This window comes from Rhodococcus sp. 14-2470-1a, assembly GCF_002259425.1.
GTDB lineage: Bacteria > Actinomycetota > Actinomycetes > Mycobacteriales > Mycobacteriaceae > Rhodococcoides > Rhodococcoides fascians_E.
This window is the reverse complement of the sequence record NZ_NPFZ01000056.1, coordinates 1-17,324: the sequence shown is the minus strand read 5'-3', so window position 1 is coordinate 17,324 and position 17,324 is coordinate 1. Positions and strand designations below refer to the sequence as shown.

Here is a 17,324-nt window from a genome sequence, read left to right as displayed (position 1 = left end):
CACCGCGTGTCAGGCGTGCCGAGACCGCCGGAGTATCGAGGAACTCTTCGGTGATGACCACTGTGGGTGACGCGTCGTCGAGGATGTGGGTGATCCGCTGGTCCGGATACTCGGGGTCGATGGGTACGTACGCTGCCCCGACGCGGATCACCGCCAGTAGTGCGGTCACCAAGTCGACACTGCGCGGGAGGATGACGGCGACGCGGTCTCCGACCTGAACACCACGTTCGATCAGTATGTGTGCCAATGCGTTGACGCGTGCATCGAAATCGGCGTACGACCAGTGCGTTCCGGTGTCGTCGATGACGGCAAGCGCGTCAGCAGACACACTCGCTCGCTGCTGAATCACCGCATCGACCGTCGAATCCGCCACCGACACAACCGGACCCGCCGAGAGCGCCAGCTCAGCATCGATCACCCTCACCGACGCGATCCGAGTATCTGGAGCGGCCCCGAGTCGACCGAGGAACTGCACGAATCCATTCGCTGTGTCGACCACTCCGGAAGCCGCTAGTGCAGGATCGCTCGTAGCCACGTCCACAAGGAATCCGTGGACCGAATCGCGATACGCCATGAGGTCGAGGAACCCGACCGGTCCGCTGGCGATCGTCTCTTGACGCCCACGGATCGCGCCGAAGGACTGGTTGTAGTCGAATGCCTTGATGTTCAGCTGCGGAATCGCCTGGTAGTCGTCCGGCCCGTTCGGCCAGATGTGAGCCAGCTTCTCCCCAGCTGCGACGTGACGTGCAGCGGTTCGCAGTTCACTGTTCACCTGCTGCAGCAGTTCGCGCACGGTTGCCGACGGGTTCGGACGAAAGACCACGGGGGCTGCGCCGACGAGCATTGCCGGAGTCGTCAGGGCGGGTCGCCCGGATCGGTTCATCTGCGGGAATCGCACGGCGAACGCATCACGGCCGACGAGAGATGCGGTGTACAGGCCCCAGCCCAGGGCGACAACATCGGACCAGTTCACGCGGGCAGCACGAGCCAACTGATCGATCGACTCGGCCACGTCCGCCGGGATGACGACGTGTGTTCGAGCGTCGGTCAGGAAGAACTGTCGGGACGCATCGAAGGTGACCGGAGTGATGTCGTCGACGGCTTCGAATCGTTGCACCCAATGGTCGTCGAGGTTCGTGTCGCGCGATTCTTCGAGTTCGGAGTACGCCCCGAACCATCGCGGCGGGATCGGCTCGTTCCCGACGAGTGCGGTGTACACCTCGGCGACGCGGCGAGTCACCAATCCGAGGCCGTAAGCATCGAGGAGCAGGTGATGGGTGGCGAACTCCCACGCCCAGCCGTCGGCCCGGCGATGGATCACCGACACCGACTCGAATCGGTCGTCGCCTGCGCCGCATTCGTGGCACCTCGTCCACGCTTCGGCGCGGATCCGGTCATCCGGTCGATCGTGCTCGACCACGGTCGCCGTACCGACCGGCCCGATCTCCCGATGCAGCATCGGTAGGCCGTCGGCGCCCTCGACGGGGCGAAGGCCGAGGACGTCTGCTTCGGAGGTTGCGACGCCGATTGCGCGCTCCAGGAGCGGGGTGTCGATGTCGCCGTCCAGCCAGATCAGTTGGGAGATTCGAAAGGCGTCGGCGCCTGGTGTGACGTGCTCAGCGGTCCAAACGCCCAACTGCGCAGACGTCAGCGGAAGACGAACCTCGATCACACCGAACTCCTTCTCTAGGAAATGCTTAGCCTAACCTAACAGTAGGATCCCGAGTTTTGCGCGGAGGAGCGGCAGCGGACGCAGCGGACCGTCCCACGGGCACGGCCCGGATGAAAGCGCGTCGTGTCGATCGGCGACAGGTAGGCGGTGCCGCCGAGGTCACGAAGAGGTCGGAGGTTACTCAGCCGTGTGCGGGATGCGCCGGCGACCCAGCGGTGTGACCGCCGGTGTGCCCGTGACCGGGTCGGGTTGAACGATGCACTCGAGTCCGAACACCTCGTGTACGAGGCCGGCGGTGACGATGTCCGACGGCGCACCCTCGGCAACGATGGAGCCGTCCTTCATTGCGATGAGGTGGGTTCCGTACCGGGCCGCATGGTTGAGGTCGTGCAGTACCGCGACGAGCGTCCGGCCGAGGTGATTCAGGTCCGTGAACAGCTCGAGGAGTTCGATCTGGTGGGCGATGTCGAGGAAGGTGGTCGGTTCGTCGAGCAGCATGATTTCGGTCTCTTGCGCCAAAGCCATTGCAACCCAGACACGTTGGCGCTGTCCGCCGGACAGTTCGTCGACCGGTCGCCCGGAGAGTTCGGTGACGCCTGTCGCGTCCATTGCCGTCAGTACTGCCGCCTCGTCGGACGCGGTCCACTGCCGAAGGAGCTTCTGATGCGGGAACCGGCCGCGGCTGACCAGGTCGGCAACGGTGATCCCGTCCGGCGCGAGAGCGCTTTGCGGCAACAGGCCGATGCGGCGGGCGACCTCCTTGGTCTGGTACGAGCGAATGTCCGCCCCATCGAGAATCACTTGCCCGGAGTTCGGCTTGATGAGCCGAGACAGTGCGCGCAGCAGTGTCGACTTGCCGCACGCGTTCGGTCCGACGATGACGGTCAACGACTGGTCGGGAATCGACACGCTCAGTTGCTCGGAGATGACTCGTCGGTCGTAACCGATCGTGGCGGAATCGACGCTGAGTCGGTCGGTGGACGCCGGTGTGGGGGCTGGGCCAGGCGACGTGGATGGACCGACTTGGTGGGTGGTCGTGTTCGGCAATCGTCCGGTCTTTCTATATGAGCCTGGCGGCCTTGCGCTTTCGAGATCAGCTCTGTCCGGACGAGCGGATCCGGCGAGCTCGGATCCAGGCGAGCGTGCAGTGCTGAAGGTAGCCTAGCCTTAACTGATCTTTGTTGCTACTGTTCGCTGCGATATGTCGCCATACGAGCACGTCCGTCGGTGACCGTCCGTGCGGCAACGCCGACTAACTGCGCTCGAACCGAAGGAGAAATGTGGCGAACAACCCGTTCGACGACGACCAGGGCCGGTTCTTTGCGCTCGTCAACCATGAAGAGCAGTACTCGCTGTGGCCCACCTTCAAGCCGGTCCCGGGTGGATGGGCGATCGCTCACGGAGCCCCCGACGGAGTACCACGCGCGGAGGTGCTCGAGTGGATCGAACGAACGTGGACCGACCTGCGTCCCAAATCGCTCCGCGACGTGATCGCACGGCGTGAGACCGGTGACGTCACGGCATCCGTGAACGTCTGACCGAACATCGAACCATCGAAGTACACGAGAGGAACGTCTATGAAAACGCTTGCCGCGCCTAGGCGCGCGACAGCATTGCTGGCCGGGTTGGTCAGTGTCGGTTTGGTGCTCGCGGGTTGCTCGAGCGACTCGTCCGACGGTGCCACGAACGGCGCGTCGAGCGACAGTGCGTCGAGCGACGGTGCGTTCCCGGTCACGATCGACGCCGCTTACGGTGACGTCACCGTCGAGGAGAAGCCCGAGCGGATCGTCGCTGTAGGAACCGACTGGATCGGACTGCTGGACGTCCTGGGCGAGAAGCCGATCGCGGTGTCGGGGGAAGCGTCCGACCTCGATGACTACCCATGGTTGCAGGGTCTGTACGACGGCGATTTCAACGCGGACCTCTACACCGCGGAAGGTACGGATTCGCCGGAGGCGATCGCCGCATTGAATCCGGACCTGATCCTCACGAGTGTCTGGAGCGCCGACGAGCAGCTCTACGATCGTCTTTCTTCCATCGCACCCACCTATGTCGGTTTGGAAACGCAGGACGAAGGCGGCGACACCAGCTGGCAGGACAATCTGGCGTCTCTTGCGGCGCTCACCGGGCACGACGAGAAGATCGTCGACGAGACCGAGGCCAAGTACGAGGCCACATTGTCCGAGGCCGCTGCGAAACTACCTGGCCTGCAAGGTAAGACGTTCCAGCTGGGGGTGCTGGACGGAGACGATCAGCAGCTGTGGCTCACCGAGTATGCGAACGAACCCATCGAGGCTCTTGGCTTGACGCCCGGAGACGGGCAACCGACAGGCGAGGGCGACAGTGTCGCGGCGAATGCACCCAAGTACTCGCTCGAGAACATCGACCAGTTCTCCGCTGACGTCGTGTTCATCGTCACTCACGAGTACGCCGACCCGGAAAACACGTTCAGGACAGCGTTCGAGGCCGATCCCCGAGTTCCCGAGCTTGCTGCCGCGAAGAACGGGACGCTCGTCTACCTCTACGGTCCGCAGTGGCTTGCGGTGAATCCGCCGACTCCCTCGAGCGTGCAGTGGTGGGTCGACGAGGTCGTCCCGCAGTTGGAGGCATCGGCGCTCAACACGGGCGCATAGGCCGGACCCATCTTCGTCCAGCCGCCTCGTAGCGCACGAGGCGGCTGGACGTGTGTCCACCACCAGAAAGCGAATCGAGTGACAACACGAACCGGTCATGCTCCTCCGCCTGCTGAAACGCCGGAGGGGGTTCGCCGTGCAACGGCGTCCACGAGCGTCGGGCGGCGCGCGATCGGATTGTTCATCGCGATCGCTTCACTCGTCGTCCTGGTGCTCCTGAGCATCGCCGTCGGATCGAAGGACATCCCGCTGTCGGTGGTGTTCGACTCACTCCTGCACAACACCGGCAAAGGCGACGCCTACGTCGTGTGGGACATGCGCATTCCGCGAACCGCAGTGGGTCTCGCCGTCGGCGTCGCGCTCGGGGTGTCCGGTGCACTCATTCAGGCTCTGACGCGTAATCCGCTCGCCGATCCGGGAATTCTCGGAGTCAACGCCGGCGCCGAATTCTTCGTCGTCGTCGGCATCGCAGTGTTCGGTGTGACCACCGTCAGTGGGTACGTCTGGTTCGCTTTCCTCGGCGCATTGGTCGTCACCGTCGTTGTCTACGTGATCGGTTCGATGGGGCGCGGTGGAGCAGACCCGGTTCACCTGACGCTGGCGGGTGTCGCATTCGGAGCGGTCCTGTCCGGCATCGTTACCGGTTGGGTTCTCACCGATCCCAAGACGTTCGACCAGATGCGCAGTTGGTACGCAGGCAGCCTCGTCGATCGAGGCTGGGACGTTCTGTTGCCGGTGCTTCCGTTCTTGATCGTCGGAGTGGTGCTGGCCGCAATCGCTGCCAATTCACTGAACACCATCGCACTGGGGGACGACCTGGCGAGCGCGCTGGGCGCACACGTCAATCGCACACGCGTGATCGTGATCATCGCGGTGACGCTGCTGGCCGGCGGAGCGACCGCCATCGCCGGCCCGATCGGTTTCGTGGGCCTCATGATTCCGCACGTGGCGCGGTGGATCGTCGGCCCGGACCAGCGCTGGATCATCGGCTACACGCTCGTTCTCGCACCATCACTGCTGCTGGCCGCCGACATCGTCGGACGCGTCGTCATCCGGCCGGGTGAGTTCCCGGTCGGCATCGTGACTGCATTCGTCGGCGCCCCGGTGCTCATTTATCTTGTCCGCCGAGCAAAGGTGAGTGGCCTGTGAGTTCAACAGGTCTCGAGACCGCCACCGAACGGCAGGTGGATTTCGGACACCGCACGCTCGTGGTACGCACCGGCGGTTGGGCCACACGCTGGCACGGCAGAAGTGTCCTCGTCTGCGCAGTGCTGGCGATTGCGACTCTCGCGGTGACGGTTTGGGCCTTGACTCTCGGCGATTACCCGCTGAGCCTCGCCCAAGTGTGGGCTGCTGTCACCGGAGATCCCGAAGCCGGTTTCGCTCGCACAGTCGTCGTCGAATGGCGGGCGCCGCGGGCAGTCGCGGCGGTCGTGTTCGGCGCTGCATTGGGGGTATCCGGCGCGGCTTTTCAATCGCTGATCCGCAACCCGCTGGCGTCACCGGACATCATCGGATTCAGCGCGGGGTCCTACTCCGGCGCGTTGGTCGTGATCATCTTGATCCACGGTTCGTATCTGCAGTTGGCCGCAGGGGCACTGATCGGTGGTATCGCGACAGCAGTCGTCGTCTACCTCCTTGCGTGGCGGGGTGGAGTACAGGGCTTTCGGATGATCATCGTCGGAATCGCGATTTCTGCGATGCTGACCTCCCTCAATACCTGGTTGATGCTGAACGCGAAACTCAAGGTTGCCATGAGCGCCGCCGCGTGGGGTGCCGGATCGCTCACCGGCACGAGTTGGGGTCAAGCGCTGATCGGCAGCGGCGTCATCCTTCTGCTCTTCGGCGTGCTTGCCGTGTTTTCACCGGCACTCAAACAACTCGAACTCGGTGACGACGCCGCTCGGGCTACAGGTGCGCGTGTGGAACGTGTGCGCGTCGTCGTTCTCGTACTAGGTGTAGCGCTCACCGCGACCGTGACCGCTGCTGCAGGCCCGATCGTGTTCGTCGCGCTCGCGGCGCCGCAAATCGCCCGTCGACTGGCTCGTAGCCCGGGCGTCACCCTCGCGCCTGCGGCGTTCACGGGCGCATTGTTGCTCGCTGCCGCCGACGTCACGGCGCAGAATCTACTGCCCGTCGAGTTGCCAGTCGGTGTGGTGACCGTGGTCGCGGGAGGCGGATACCTGGTGTGGTTGCTCATCCGAGAGGTACGTCGTCGTCGCTGAGATCGGTGTTCTCGAAGGTACCGAGTTGGGCCACCGGCTATCGGCTTGACACCACACCCCGGCAAGCACCACAGTAGAAAAACAATAGGTTTGGCTAAGCTAACTCAGGGAGAAGTATGACCGCGCCCGTCGATATCGCCGAGCTGCATCAACGGTGGAACGACCACACATCTCCCGCAGTGACCGCGACTGTTCCGGAGCTGTTCGCGGCGGCGGCTCGCGCAACCCCGGATGCTGTCGCTCTCGTCGACGGTGACCGCCGACTCACCTTTTCCGAACTGTCCGAGAAGGTCGCGCAGCTGTCGCACCGGTTGCTCGGCTCCGGGCTCGACACCGAAGGGGTCGTCGGAATCTGCCTGCCGCGATCGGCCGAGATGGTCGTGGCCGCGTTGGCCATCATGACTGCCGGCGGTGCGTTCGTGCCGGTCGACCCGCAGTGGCCCGCGGATCGACGTGACCGCGTGATCGCGGACTCGGCAGCGCGGATCGCAGTCGTCTCGGCTCAGGACCAGCCGTCGCTACCGGTGGAATCGATCGAGGTGGACCTCGAGGACTGGCAGTACGGCGAATTCTCCTCCGTTGCACCGAACCTCAAGCTCGACGGCTCTCAGCTCGCGTACGTGATCTTCACTTCGGGATCGACCGGAACGCCGAAGGGCGCGATGATCCGACACGAGGCGATCTGCGAACGACTGACGTGGCAGCGAGACCACGTGCTCATGTTCGGCAACGACGATGCGTCGCTGTTCAAGGCACCCCTGGCCTTCGACATCTCCGTCAACGAAATTCTGCTTCCGCTCGTGTCCGGTGGACGTGTCGTCGTTGCGGCGAACGGCAGTGAAAAAGACCCCGACTATCTGCTCGACCTCATCGCGCGCGAGCAGGTCACGTATCTGTATCTCGTCTCATCGATGCTCGATGCGCTTCTCGTGCTCGACCTCGAACGGTCGGCACGCGGCGCGTCGGCGCTCGAAGGCGTCCGGCACGTGTGGTGTGGCGGTGAAGTCCTCACCCCCGATCTCTTCAGCCGGTTCCGTGATCAGCTGACGACGACGCTCTACCACGGATACGGCCCTGCGGAAGCGACGATCGGTGTCTCGCACGTCATCTACCGAGAGCGGGCCGAGCGAATCGCGACGTCGATCGGTCGCCCCAATCCACACACCCAGCTCTATGTCCTGGACGAGGACCTCGAACCGACTCCGATCGGCACCGGCGGCGAGTTGTACGCAGCCGGATTCTTGTTGGGCCGTGGGTATGTCGGCAGTGGGCTGCTCACAGCCGGTAGCTTCGTCGCAAACCCGTTCGATGCCGACGGCTCGCGCATGTATCGCACCGGTGACCTCGCGCGGTGGACCGAGGACGGAATGCTCGAGTTCCTCGGTCGCGCCGACAATCAGGTCAAGATCAGGGGCCAACGACTGGAGCTGGAAGAAGTCGAAGTCGCGATCTCGGCGCACCCCGATGTTCGACGCGCAGCGGTGCTCGCGTTGGATCACCCGGCGGGTGGCAAGTTCCTCGCCGCCTACGTCACTGCTACAGGAGACTCGACCGCGAACTTCGTCGAGGTACTTCGGGCGCATGCCGTAAGCACGCTGCCCGAGTACATGGTCCCCTCGACTTTCACCGTACTGAGTGAGTTTCCGGTGACGGTCAACGGAAAACTCGATCGTCGGGCGCTACCTGCTCCTGATCTCGGAGCGGGCGCGGGCCTCGGCGGTAAGTTGCCGGAGACTGCAGCCGAACACACTCTTGCGCGTGTGTTCTCCGAGGTTCTACATTTCGGCGACGACGTCGTGCTCAGCGTCAACGACAACTTCTTCCGATTGGGTGGCCATTCGCTGCTCGCGAGCGGCGTGGTCTCCGGAGTGAATGCGGCCATGGACGTGTCGTTGTCTCTGCGTGAGGTTTTCGACAATCCGACTATCGCCGAACTGGCTCGGGTCGTCGGGGATGTATCACGCGTCTCTCCGCCGGTGGTGCGGGTCGGTGACGTCGAGCGACCCGACGAGATACCGATGTCGTTCGGCCAGCAATCGCTGTGGCTGGCCGAGCAAGTCACGGACCGGACGATCTACCGCACGGTCGAGGCACTGCAGTTCCAGGATCGCGAGTTCCGGGTTCGCGAGTTCCGGGGTCGCGCAGACCTCGATGCGCTGCAGCAGGCAATTCACCTCCTGGCCGAAAGACACGAAGTACTGCGCACCACCTTCGTCTTCGACGAAGAATCGTCGTCATTGATTCAAGTCGTGCACGAGGCTCGGCAGGGCCGGCTGGGAATCGAGGAGATCGAGCGCAGCAACCTCGACGCCCGCATCGGCGAACTGCTGATTGCGCCGCTGGATCTGGCGACCGACTTCGGAATGCAGTTCACGCTGTTGCGACACGAAGACGGCGATGTGCTGGTGACACATGCGCACCACATGGTCACCGACGAGAATTCGGTTGGGCCGTTCATCCGCGACCTGACGGCCTTCTACATCGGCGAACCACTGGAACCGCTCGCGGTCCAGTACGCCGACTTCGCGGTGTGGCACCGCGACGTCCTCGGCGACCGAGACGACTCCGGTTCCCGTCATCAGGTCGAACTCGACTACTGGCGGGACCTGCTCGCCGGCCTTCCAGTCGAAACGCCGCTGCCGCTGGATTCTGCCCGCGGGGACACCGACGAGCGTACGATTCGGTCCGTCGAGGCAGTGCTGTCGAGCTCGGACACCGACACCGTCGACGATCTCCTCATCGAACATCGGGCCACGCCGCTGCATGCAGTCATCACGGCGCTGTCCCTCGCGCTGTGGAACGAAGGCGCCGGTGCGCACGTGCCGGTCGGTACTCCCGTGACCCTGCGCGACGAACCCGAATTGGCCGATCTCATCGGATATTTCGTCAACTCGGTGGTCGTGCGTGTAGATATCGATGCTGCGCTCGGCTTCGGGACCACGCTCAGCGACGTCCGGGACCGCCTCCTCGGCGCGGTGGAACACAAGCTCGTCCCGTTCGAGCACGTGGTCGAGGCCGTCAACCCGACGCGAATCCCCGGGCTGAGCCCGATCTTTCAGGTCATGGCTGCTTTCCGTGACAATCGCGAGGTTCGCACGTATGCGGACGCGGCTCTCGCGCCGCTACTTCCGGCTGAGGACAGCGTCGACGACGCGGTCCCGGCGCTGTACGACCTGGTGTACTCACTCGACCGTCGACCCGATGGAACCCTGAGTATCGGACTCGATGCCACCCGCGAGTTGTTCGTCGAGGAGACGACATCACGCTTGCTCGAATCCGCTCGACTCTTCTTGGTTCTGGGTGCGCGCCACCCTGACTTAGCGGTCCGCCAGCTGGCCCAGTTCGTTCGCGCGGCGCTTCGTGGCGGCACGGAGTCGCCCGCCGCTGGTGCGTCGAGATTCCGAATTCGGCTGCCACACTTCGATATTTGCGATGACTCGCTATGGCACGCGGCGACCACGCACCTCACGCTCGCAGCCCCGCACCTTGCATCCCTTCGGTTGGGCGTCCGAGACGACGGCAGCGGTGAACTGACCGCTGACGTGGACAACCCCACGCTTCTCGACGATGCACGAGAGGTCGTGACGGCCCTCGTCGGCGCCTACTGTGCGGGTACTGCGATGGAGGTCGTCGCGGTTTCGATCGACCGGGATTTGCGTTCCGACGAGGTCTGGACCGCGGTTCTCGACGATCCGTTCTGGGAGGACTGGGTCGACGAACTTGCCGATCACGACGGAGGTGAGCCGGCTCGCGGGCCGGTGGAGTCTGCGTGGCAGAACTCGACCATCACAGTCGAAAAGAACGCCGAGGGTGCGGAGTTCACGCGGGCAGCGATCGTTGCCGCGGTGGTTCGTGCTTTCGAGGCGATCGATCTCGTCGACGGCGATCTTGTTCTCGAGGTTGCGGAACCGTTGAAGGCCGGCACTGTGATCGGTTTGCCTCTTGTTCTCGACGACGTTCAGCTGGCCGCAGATCTCACGGGTTCGTCGATTGCAGCACACCTTTCGCCGATCCGCGAGCGAGCCGCGGACTATGCAGGGCTTTCCAACCATTCCCGGTTCGGTTCATTCTTCGACGACCTTCCGACGCCGCACGCGCGGGTGAGCATTTTCACGACCGATGCCGACAGTGCAGTGACAGGGCCGGCGACGATGCCGGTCGCCGTACGCGTACTGGTCGGAGTGTCGAGCACCGAGTCGGGAACTCGATCGGTGAGGGTCGAGGTCGACACCGACGCCACGGTTGTCACGCCGGCCGACGAAATCGTGGCAGCTGTCGTCGACGAGATCTCAGTCGCAGTCATCGCGGCGGCTCCGTCATCCGGCGCAGGCTCGTCGTTCGGTGTGCGTCGCGCGGACCGCTTGACCCTCTCCGCCGCGGACGAGGACAGCGTCCGCGCGCGCTACGGTACTGGCGTCGAACTGCTTCCGCTGTCACCTCTTCAGCAGGGCCTGCTGTTCCACATGGTCCGAGCCCGTGAATCGGGCGGGCACAACTCGTACATGTCGCAGGTGACGCAGGGCGTCGTCGGCACCCTCGATCCGGACCGACTGGTGGCGGCGGTTCGCACAGTGCTCGGGCGCTATCCCAATCTTCGTTCGGCGTTCCTGCCGTCCGGCGAAGCGCAGGTCATCCCGCCGGTCGCCGACGCACCGATCCGGATCATCCGATTGGCGCAGTGGCGCGATCTCGGCGTCGGTACGACGGAATTTCTCGCCGAGGAATGTGCTGTGCCGTTCGACTTCGAGACGCCGCCGCTCATTCGCTTCACACTCATCGAGCACGGTATCGACGAGTGGAAGCTTGCGATGACGTTCGAGCACATCCTGCTCGACGGCTGGTCGACGAGTGCCGTTCTCGACGAGATCTTCGATACCTACCGAGACCCCGAGTATCCGGCGCGAGTGCGGCCGGCGTCGTTCCGCAGTTACCTCGACTGGCTGTCCGATCAGGACATCGACGCTGCTTACCGCGCGTGGAGTTCGTACCTCGCCGAGCTGTCCGGCCCGACGCTCGTCTGGCCGGCCGGGGTTGCCGCCGGTGAAGGGCGCGACGGATCGGGCGAACTGCATCGCGATCTCGACAGTGCCGCCGCAGCCGCAGTACATGCCGCCGCGCGGGCGTCCGGCGTCACCGTCGGCACGGTGCTTCAGGCAGCGTGGGGCGTGACGCTCGGGCAGTTGGTCGGCAGCAACGATGTCGTGTTCGGAAACACCGTCTCCGGACGTCCCCCGGAGCTCGCCGACTCCGATCGAATCGTCGGACTGCTGTTCAACACTGTCCCGTTGAGAGTGAGCTTTTCACCGTTCGACTCGGTACGAGCCCTGCTCACCCGCGTGCAGCACGAGCAGTTGCAGGTGATCGATCATCCCTATGCGTCGCTGACCAAAATCCAGGCCGCGGCCGACATGTCCACGATGTTCGACACGCTGTTCGTGGTGCAGAACCTTCCTTTCGAGGAAGAGGCCGCCCCGGGTGAGTTCGAGCTCGTGACGACGGAGGTCGATGACGAGACGCACTATCCGGTCACGTTCGCGATCGATCCGTCCGAGGTCGACGGTGAGACCGTTGTGCATGTTCGGCTGGTGTACCGCCACGATGCGTACACCGAGGCGTCTGCGCTGGAACTGCTCGAACGGTTCCTGCAGGTGCTGGTCGCGCTCGTACAGAACCTCGACGGTCCGGTCGGGCAGCTTTCCGCCCTTCTAGCCGACGAAGCAGTGCCGCACACCGGCATCGCGGCGGACCTGGTCCGCGAGGTCCCGACCGTGACGGTTGCGGATCTGCTCGACGAGCAGGTCCACCTGTCCGGGGCGGAGACCGCGCTGGTCGCGGGGGACCGCGTTCTGACGTTCACGGAGTTCGCAGCGGAGGTCAAGCGGTACGCTCGGCTACTTCTCGAGGAGGGTGTCCGGTCCGAGCATCGCGTCGCGCTGCTCCTACCACGTGACGAGCGCATGGTCATCGCGATGTTCGCGGTGTTCGCCGTCGGTGCGGCGTATGTGCCGATCGACAGAGCTTTGCCCGACGATCGCATCGGCTACATGCTCGGTCTCGCGCGTCCAACGGTGACGTTGGTGACCGGTCGGGACGCGAGCCGAATCGGTGACACCCGCGGCGTCGACCTCGACGATCCCGCCACCCGCGACCGCATTGCGGCCCTCGACTCGAGCCCGATCGGAGATGCCGACCGAGGTGGCAGGATCGAGCTCGACCACCTTGCGTACATCATCTTCACCTCCGGCTCGACGGGCCGGCCGAAGGGCGTCGCCGTGGGCTACCGCGGCCTGACGAACATGTACGTCAACCATGTCGAGAAGATCTTCGACCGTGTCGTCGCGCACCAGGCCGGACGACGTATGAAAATCGCGCACACCACGTCGTTCTCGTTCGATGCCTCGTGGGAACAGCTGTTCTGGCTGCTGAACGGCCACGAGGTGCATGTCATCGACGACGAACTGCGCCGCGACCCCCACGGACTGCTCACGCATTACGACCGCACACGCGTCGACGGATTCGATGTCACGCCGTCGTACGGGCAGGTGCTGGTCGACGAAGGCCTGCTCGAACGTGATCGTCCGGCGGGACGATCGGTGTCGTCCGATGCACCGGGAGTCGTGTTCGTTTCGCTCGGTGGTGAGGCCGTGCCGGAGCGGTTGTGGCAGCAGTTGCGCGACGCTCCCGGGGTCGAGTCGTACAACCTGTACGGCCCGACCGAGTACACGATCAACGCGCTCGGCGCAGACCTTGCCGACAGCGATACACCGAGCGTGGGCACTCCCATCTTCAACACGCGTGCGTACATCGTCGACGGAAACCTTCAGCCGACGCTGCCTGGCGTTGCAGGTGAACTGTATCTGGCCGGCGCGGGTATCGCGCGCGGCTACTGGGGACAGGCCGCCCTGACGTCCGAGCGTTTTCTCGCGTGCCCGTGGGAACCGGGCGAGCGCATGTACCGCACCGGCGACCTGGCCCGTTGGAACTCCTCGGACAACATCGATTACCTCGGTCGCGCCGACGAGCAGGTCAAGATCCGCGGCTATCGAATCGAACCCGACGAAGTCCGGGGAGCGCTCGAAATCCACCCGGACGTGGTGTCCGCGGCGGTCGTCGCGGCGGATCATCCGGGTGGCGGAAAGATGCTCGCCGCGTATTACACCGCCACCGACGATCTGAGCACGGTCTTGCGCACGCACGCGGAAGAACACCTGCCCGAGTACATGGTGCCGAGCAGTTACACCCGGGTGGATTCCTTCCCACTGACACCGAACGGCAAGCTCGATCGACGCGCTCTGCCCGCGCCGGAGTCGGCGCCGACGGGTGGTTCGGGACGAGCCGCGGAGACCGACACCGAACGCACACTCACCGAGATCTTCCGGGACGTGCTTCGCCTGTCGGCGGACGCCGCCTTCTCCGTCGACGACGACTTCTTCCGCCTGGGTGGGGACAGCATCCTGTCGATCCAGGTTGTGTCGCGGGCTCGACGTGCCGGCGTCACGATCAAGGCGTCCGAGGTGTTCACCGCGCGGAAGGTCTCGGCACTCGCCCGACTGGCCGATGCGCGTGCCGCGGAGGAATCGACTCTCGCCCGGACCGAGGTGCTCTCGTCGGGTCTGTGGCCGATTGCGGTTCCCATGGTGGATTCACCGACCTTCGGTACGTTCGTGCAGTCCGCAGTCTTCGTCACACCCGCGGGTGCCGACGAGAAACTCGTGTCGCGGGTACTTGGCCGCGTTGTCGATCACCACGCAGCACTGCGCGGCAGATTGGTGCGAGACGGGCTCGCGCGAGAGGGGCAGTGGCGCTTCGAGGTGACACCGCACGGCGCGACAGACGAACGGCTGGGCTCCGAGACGACGCCGCGCCTGTGGTCCGATCCGCAATGGGTCGAGCGTGTCGGCGAGTTGGTCGCCGAGTTCGGACAGTCGATGAACCTGCAGGACGGTGTGCTGTGGAAGGCGCGCTGGGTGACCAGCGATGCCGAGGCCACCGGGCGACTGGTGCTCGTCATCCACCATCTGGTCGTGGACGGTGTGTCCTGGCGCATCATCGGTGACGACTTGACCCATGCGTGGGAGTTGGAAACCGGGGTTGCGACGGATCCGCTACCTGCGGTGGGTACGTCACTCGCGGCATGGTCGAGTGCGCTGGCCTCGCGTGCTCGTGACGCGGACCTTCTCGCTCAAGCCGACTACTGGTCGGCGTCGGAGATCGACGAACCGCTGTTGGGTTCACGTGAACTCGACCCCGCGATCGACACGACCGAGACGGCGGCCGTGGTCGCTGTACGCGTGCCGTCTGCGTTGACGTCGGCGTTGCTTACCGACGTGCCCCATGTGCTCTCGGCCGAGATCAACGACGTCCTGCTCGGCGGTTTGGCGATCGCGGTCGGAGCATGGCGCGGCAGACGGGGAACGACCGACAAGCGGCTGCTCATCGGACTCGAGGGCCATGGAAGGGAGGAGAACATCGTTTCCGGTGCGGATCTGTCGCGCACCATCGGCTGGTTCACGTCGTTCTTCCCCGTGGTGCTCGATACCGCAGATGTCGATCCGGTTCTCGCCGTCCTCGACCCGAAGAGCGCGGCGGAGGCAGTGCTCCGGATCAAGGAGCAACTCGCTGCGGTCCCCGACCGCGGTATCGGCTTCGGAATGCTGTGGCAGCTCAATTCCGAGGTGGGCGAGCGGCTGGGGTCCGGGCGCGGTCCACAGATCGGGTTCAACTACCTCGGTCAGTTTGCCGGCGGAGATGCTTCCGATGAGAACGCGGCGTGGGATCTTGCACCGGAACTGCCGGGTATCGACGCGTACGAGACATCGGGTCAGAGCATCGACTCGGCGGCCGATATCAACATCGCAGCGGTACCCGAAGGCGACGGGTGGGCTCTCAGAGGCGATATCGCTTATGCGTCCGGTGTCCTGTCCGAGGACGAGGTCGACGAACTCGTCGAGCTGTGGGTTCAGGCACTGAGTTCACTCGCCGAGTACGCACGCTCAGCGGTCCTGGTTCGACGATCTCCGTCGGACGTGCTCGCGCGTGGCGTGACGCAGGCCGATCTCGAGCGCTGGGAGGGCATCTATGGCGAGCTGGCCGATGTGCACCCCTTGACACCGCTGCAGCACGGGCTCGTGGTGGAGTCGATGCTCGGGTCGAGTGACGGGGGAGTCGACGTCTACGCTGCCCAGACCGTGTTCCACCTCGACGGTGCCGGCGAGCCGGAGCGATTCCGGGTTGCGCTGCACCAACTGCTCGAGCGGTTCCCGAACTTGAAGATCGCGATTGCTTCCACGTCCGGGGGCGAGTCCGTTGCAGTCGTGCCGACCGCGGTGGACATCCCGGTCACGGTCATCGACGTCGCCGACATGTCCGACGTCGAAGAGATCGCCGAACGTGACCGCGCGACCCGGATCGACTTCTCTCGGGCGCCGTTGGTGCGCGCGACGGTCGTGCGGTATCGGACCGGCCACGCGTTCATCCTGTCGATTCACCACGCGCTCGTCGACGGTTGGTCCATGGTCCGACTTCTCGAAACGATGTGGGAGGCGTACGGCCGGCCGGCCGACGTGGTCGAACCGGATCTGTCGTTCGCGAAGTTCCTGTCCTGGATGACGGCACGCGATGCCCAGGCTTCGCTGCAGCGGTGGGCCGACGTGCTCGCCCCGGTCTCGGAGCCGACCCTCGTTGCGCCCGAGGCTGGTTCGAGCGTCGCGGGACTGCCCGAAGACATCGTGGTGGAACTCGACGCCGACACCAGCGCAGCTCTTGCCGATGTGGCCCGATCTGCCGGTGCCACGATGAGCAGTCTGCTGCAGACGGTCTGGGCGGTGTTCCTGAATACGATCACCGGCCAGGACACGGTTGTATTCGGTGCCGTTGTGTCGGGCCGTCCCCCGGAGGTCGACGGGGTCGAGGACGCGGTGGGCTCGTTCATCAACACGGTTCCGGTGGTCGTGCAGCTGGAGGGCAGGCTCAGCCTTGCCGACGCGGTGCGCCGGGTGCAGGACCAGAACTCCGCGCTGATCGAGGATCATCAGGTATCGCTCGCCGAGTTGCAGCGTCTGAGCGGGCACCAGCCGCTGTTCGACACGTTGATGGTCTACCAGAACTACCCGTCGGACTCCGAGACGCTCGAACTCGTCCGGGACAACGCCGGAATCACGATTCTCGGTGAGTCGGGCCGGGAAACGACGCACTACCCACTCACGTTCGCCGCGCAAGCCGGCGCCGACACGTGGGTCCGGTTGTCGTACCGACCTGACCTGTTCGGCCCCGACGTCGCCGCGCGGTTCAGCACAGTTCTGCACCGCATCGTCGAACTGTTCGCGGCCGACCCTGGCCGCTCGATCGCGTCGCTGGACGTGCTGCCCGCAGCCGATTCGGACCAGATCTCCACACTCTCGGCGGGTCCGGTTGTGTCGGTGGCGGATTCGACGGTGGATGTGTTGACTCGGCGGCAGGCGAATGTGTCGGCGGATGCGGTCGCTGTCATCGACGACGACAGCGGAACCGAGTTCTCCTACACCGACTTCGATGCACGCATCAACGCACTCGCACAGATACTGATCGAACGTGGGGTTCAGGTCGGCGACCGCGTCGCCGTTCAACTCCCGCGGAGTGTGGATTTGGTGACCGCACTACTGGCGGTGATCCGCGCCGGCGCAGCGTATGTCCCCATCGACCCCGACTACCCGGATGAGCGGATCACCCACATCCTCGACGACGCGTCACCCACAGTGGTCATCACCGAAGAGTTCCTCGATACTCCGGCGGTCTCGGCACGCCTGACACGCGGTG

At 64.7% G+C, this 17,324-nt stretch carries 7 protein-coding genes; 5 read left to right on the top strand and 2 right to left on the bottom strand.

Annotation, left to right across the window (positions count from 1 at the left end; all coding sequences use genetic code 11):
• Nucleotides 1-1,672, bottom strand: a 1,672-nt coding sequence (locus CH292_RS27555; RefSeq protein WP_143545832.1) for an AMP-binding protein, incomplete at its 3' end; no start/stop codon positions are given.
• A gap of 177 nt (nucleotides 1,673-1,849) precedes the next feature.
• Entirely contained in the window at nucleotides 1,850-2,719 is an 870-nt protein-coding gene (locus CH292_RS27550) for an ABC transporter ATP-binding protein (protein ID WP_094627530.1), read from the bottom strand.
• 233 nt (nucleotides 2,720-2,952) lie between these two features.
• On the opposite strand from CH292_RS27550, the gene CH292_RS27545 reads away from it, so the two are divergent.
• The 5 genes from CH292_RS27545 to CH292_RS27525 form a co-directional block, all read left to right on the top strand.
• Nucleotides 2,953-3,210: an MbtH family protein gene (locus CH292_RS27545; RefSeq protein ID WP_094627529.1), complete on the top strand. Its 258-nt coding sequence runs from the start codon at nucleotides 2,953-2,955 to the stop codon at nucleotides 3,208-3,210.
• A 39-nt stretch (nucleotides 3,211-3,249) separates the two neighbouring features.
• Entirely contained in the window at nucleotides 3,250-4,305 is a 1,056-nt protein-coding gene (locus tag CH292_RS27540) for an ABC transporter substrate-binding protein (protein WP_037164857.1), read from the top strand.
• Nucleotides 4,306-4,482: 177 nt separating this feature from the next.
• Nucleotides 4,483-5,454 (top strand): iron chelate uptake ABC transporter family permease subunit, encoded by a 972-nt coding sequence (locus tag CH292_RS27535; protein ID WP_019667403.1) that lies wholly within the window; start codon nucleotides 4,483-4,485, stop codon nucleotides 5,452-5,454.
• On the top strand, nucleotides 5,451-6,530 hold the full coding sequence (locus CH292_RS27530; protein WP_094627528.1) for an iron chelate uptake ABC transporter family permease subunit: 1,080 nt from the start codon (nucleotides 5,451-5,453) through the stop codon (nucleotides 6,528-6,530). The genes CH292_RS27535 and CH292_RS27530 overlap by 4 nt, the downstream gene beginning before the upstream one ends.
• Before the next feature lie 116 nt (nucleotides 6,531-6,646).
• On the top strand, nucleotides 6,647-17,324 hold a 10,678-nt coding region (locus CH292_RS27525), incomplete at its 3' end, for a non-ribosomal peptide synthetase (protein ID WP_143545831.1).

Coding starts and splice junctions, on each gene's coding strand:
- CH292_RS27540 (WP_037164857.1), top strand. CDS start 3,250: ATGAAAACGCTTGCCGCGCCTAGGCGCGCGACAGCATTGCTGGCCGGG.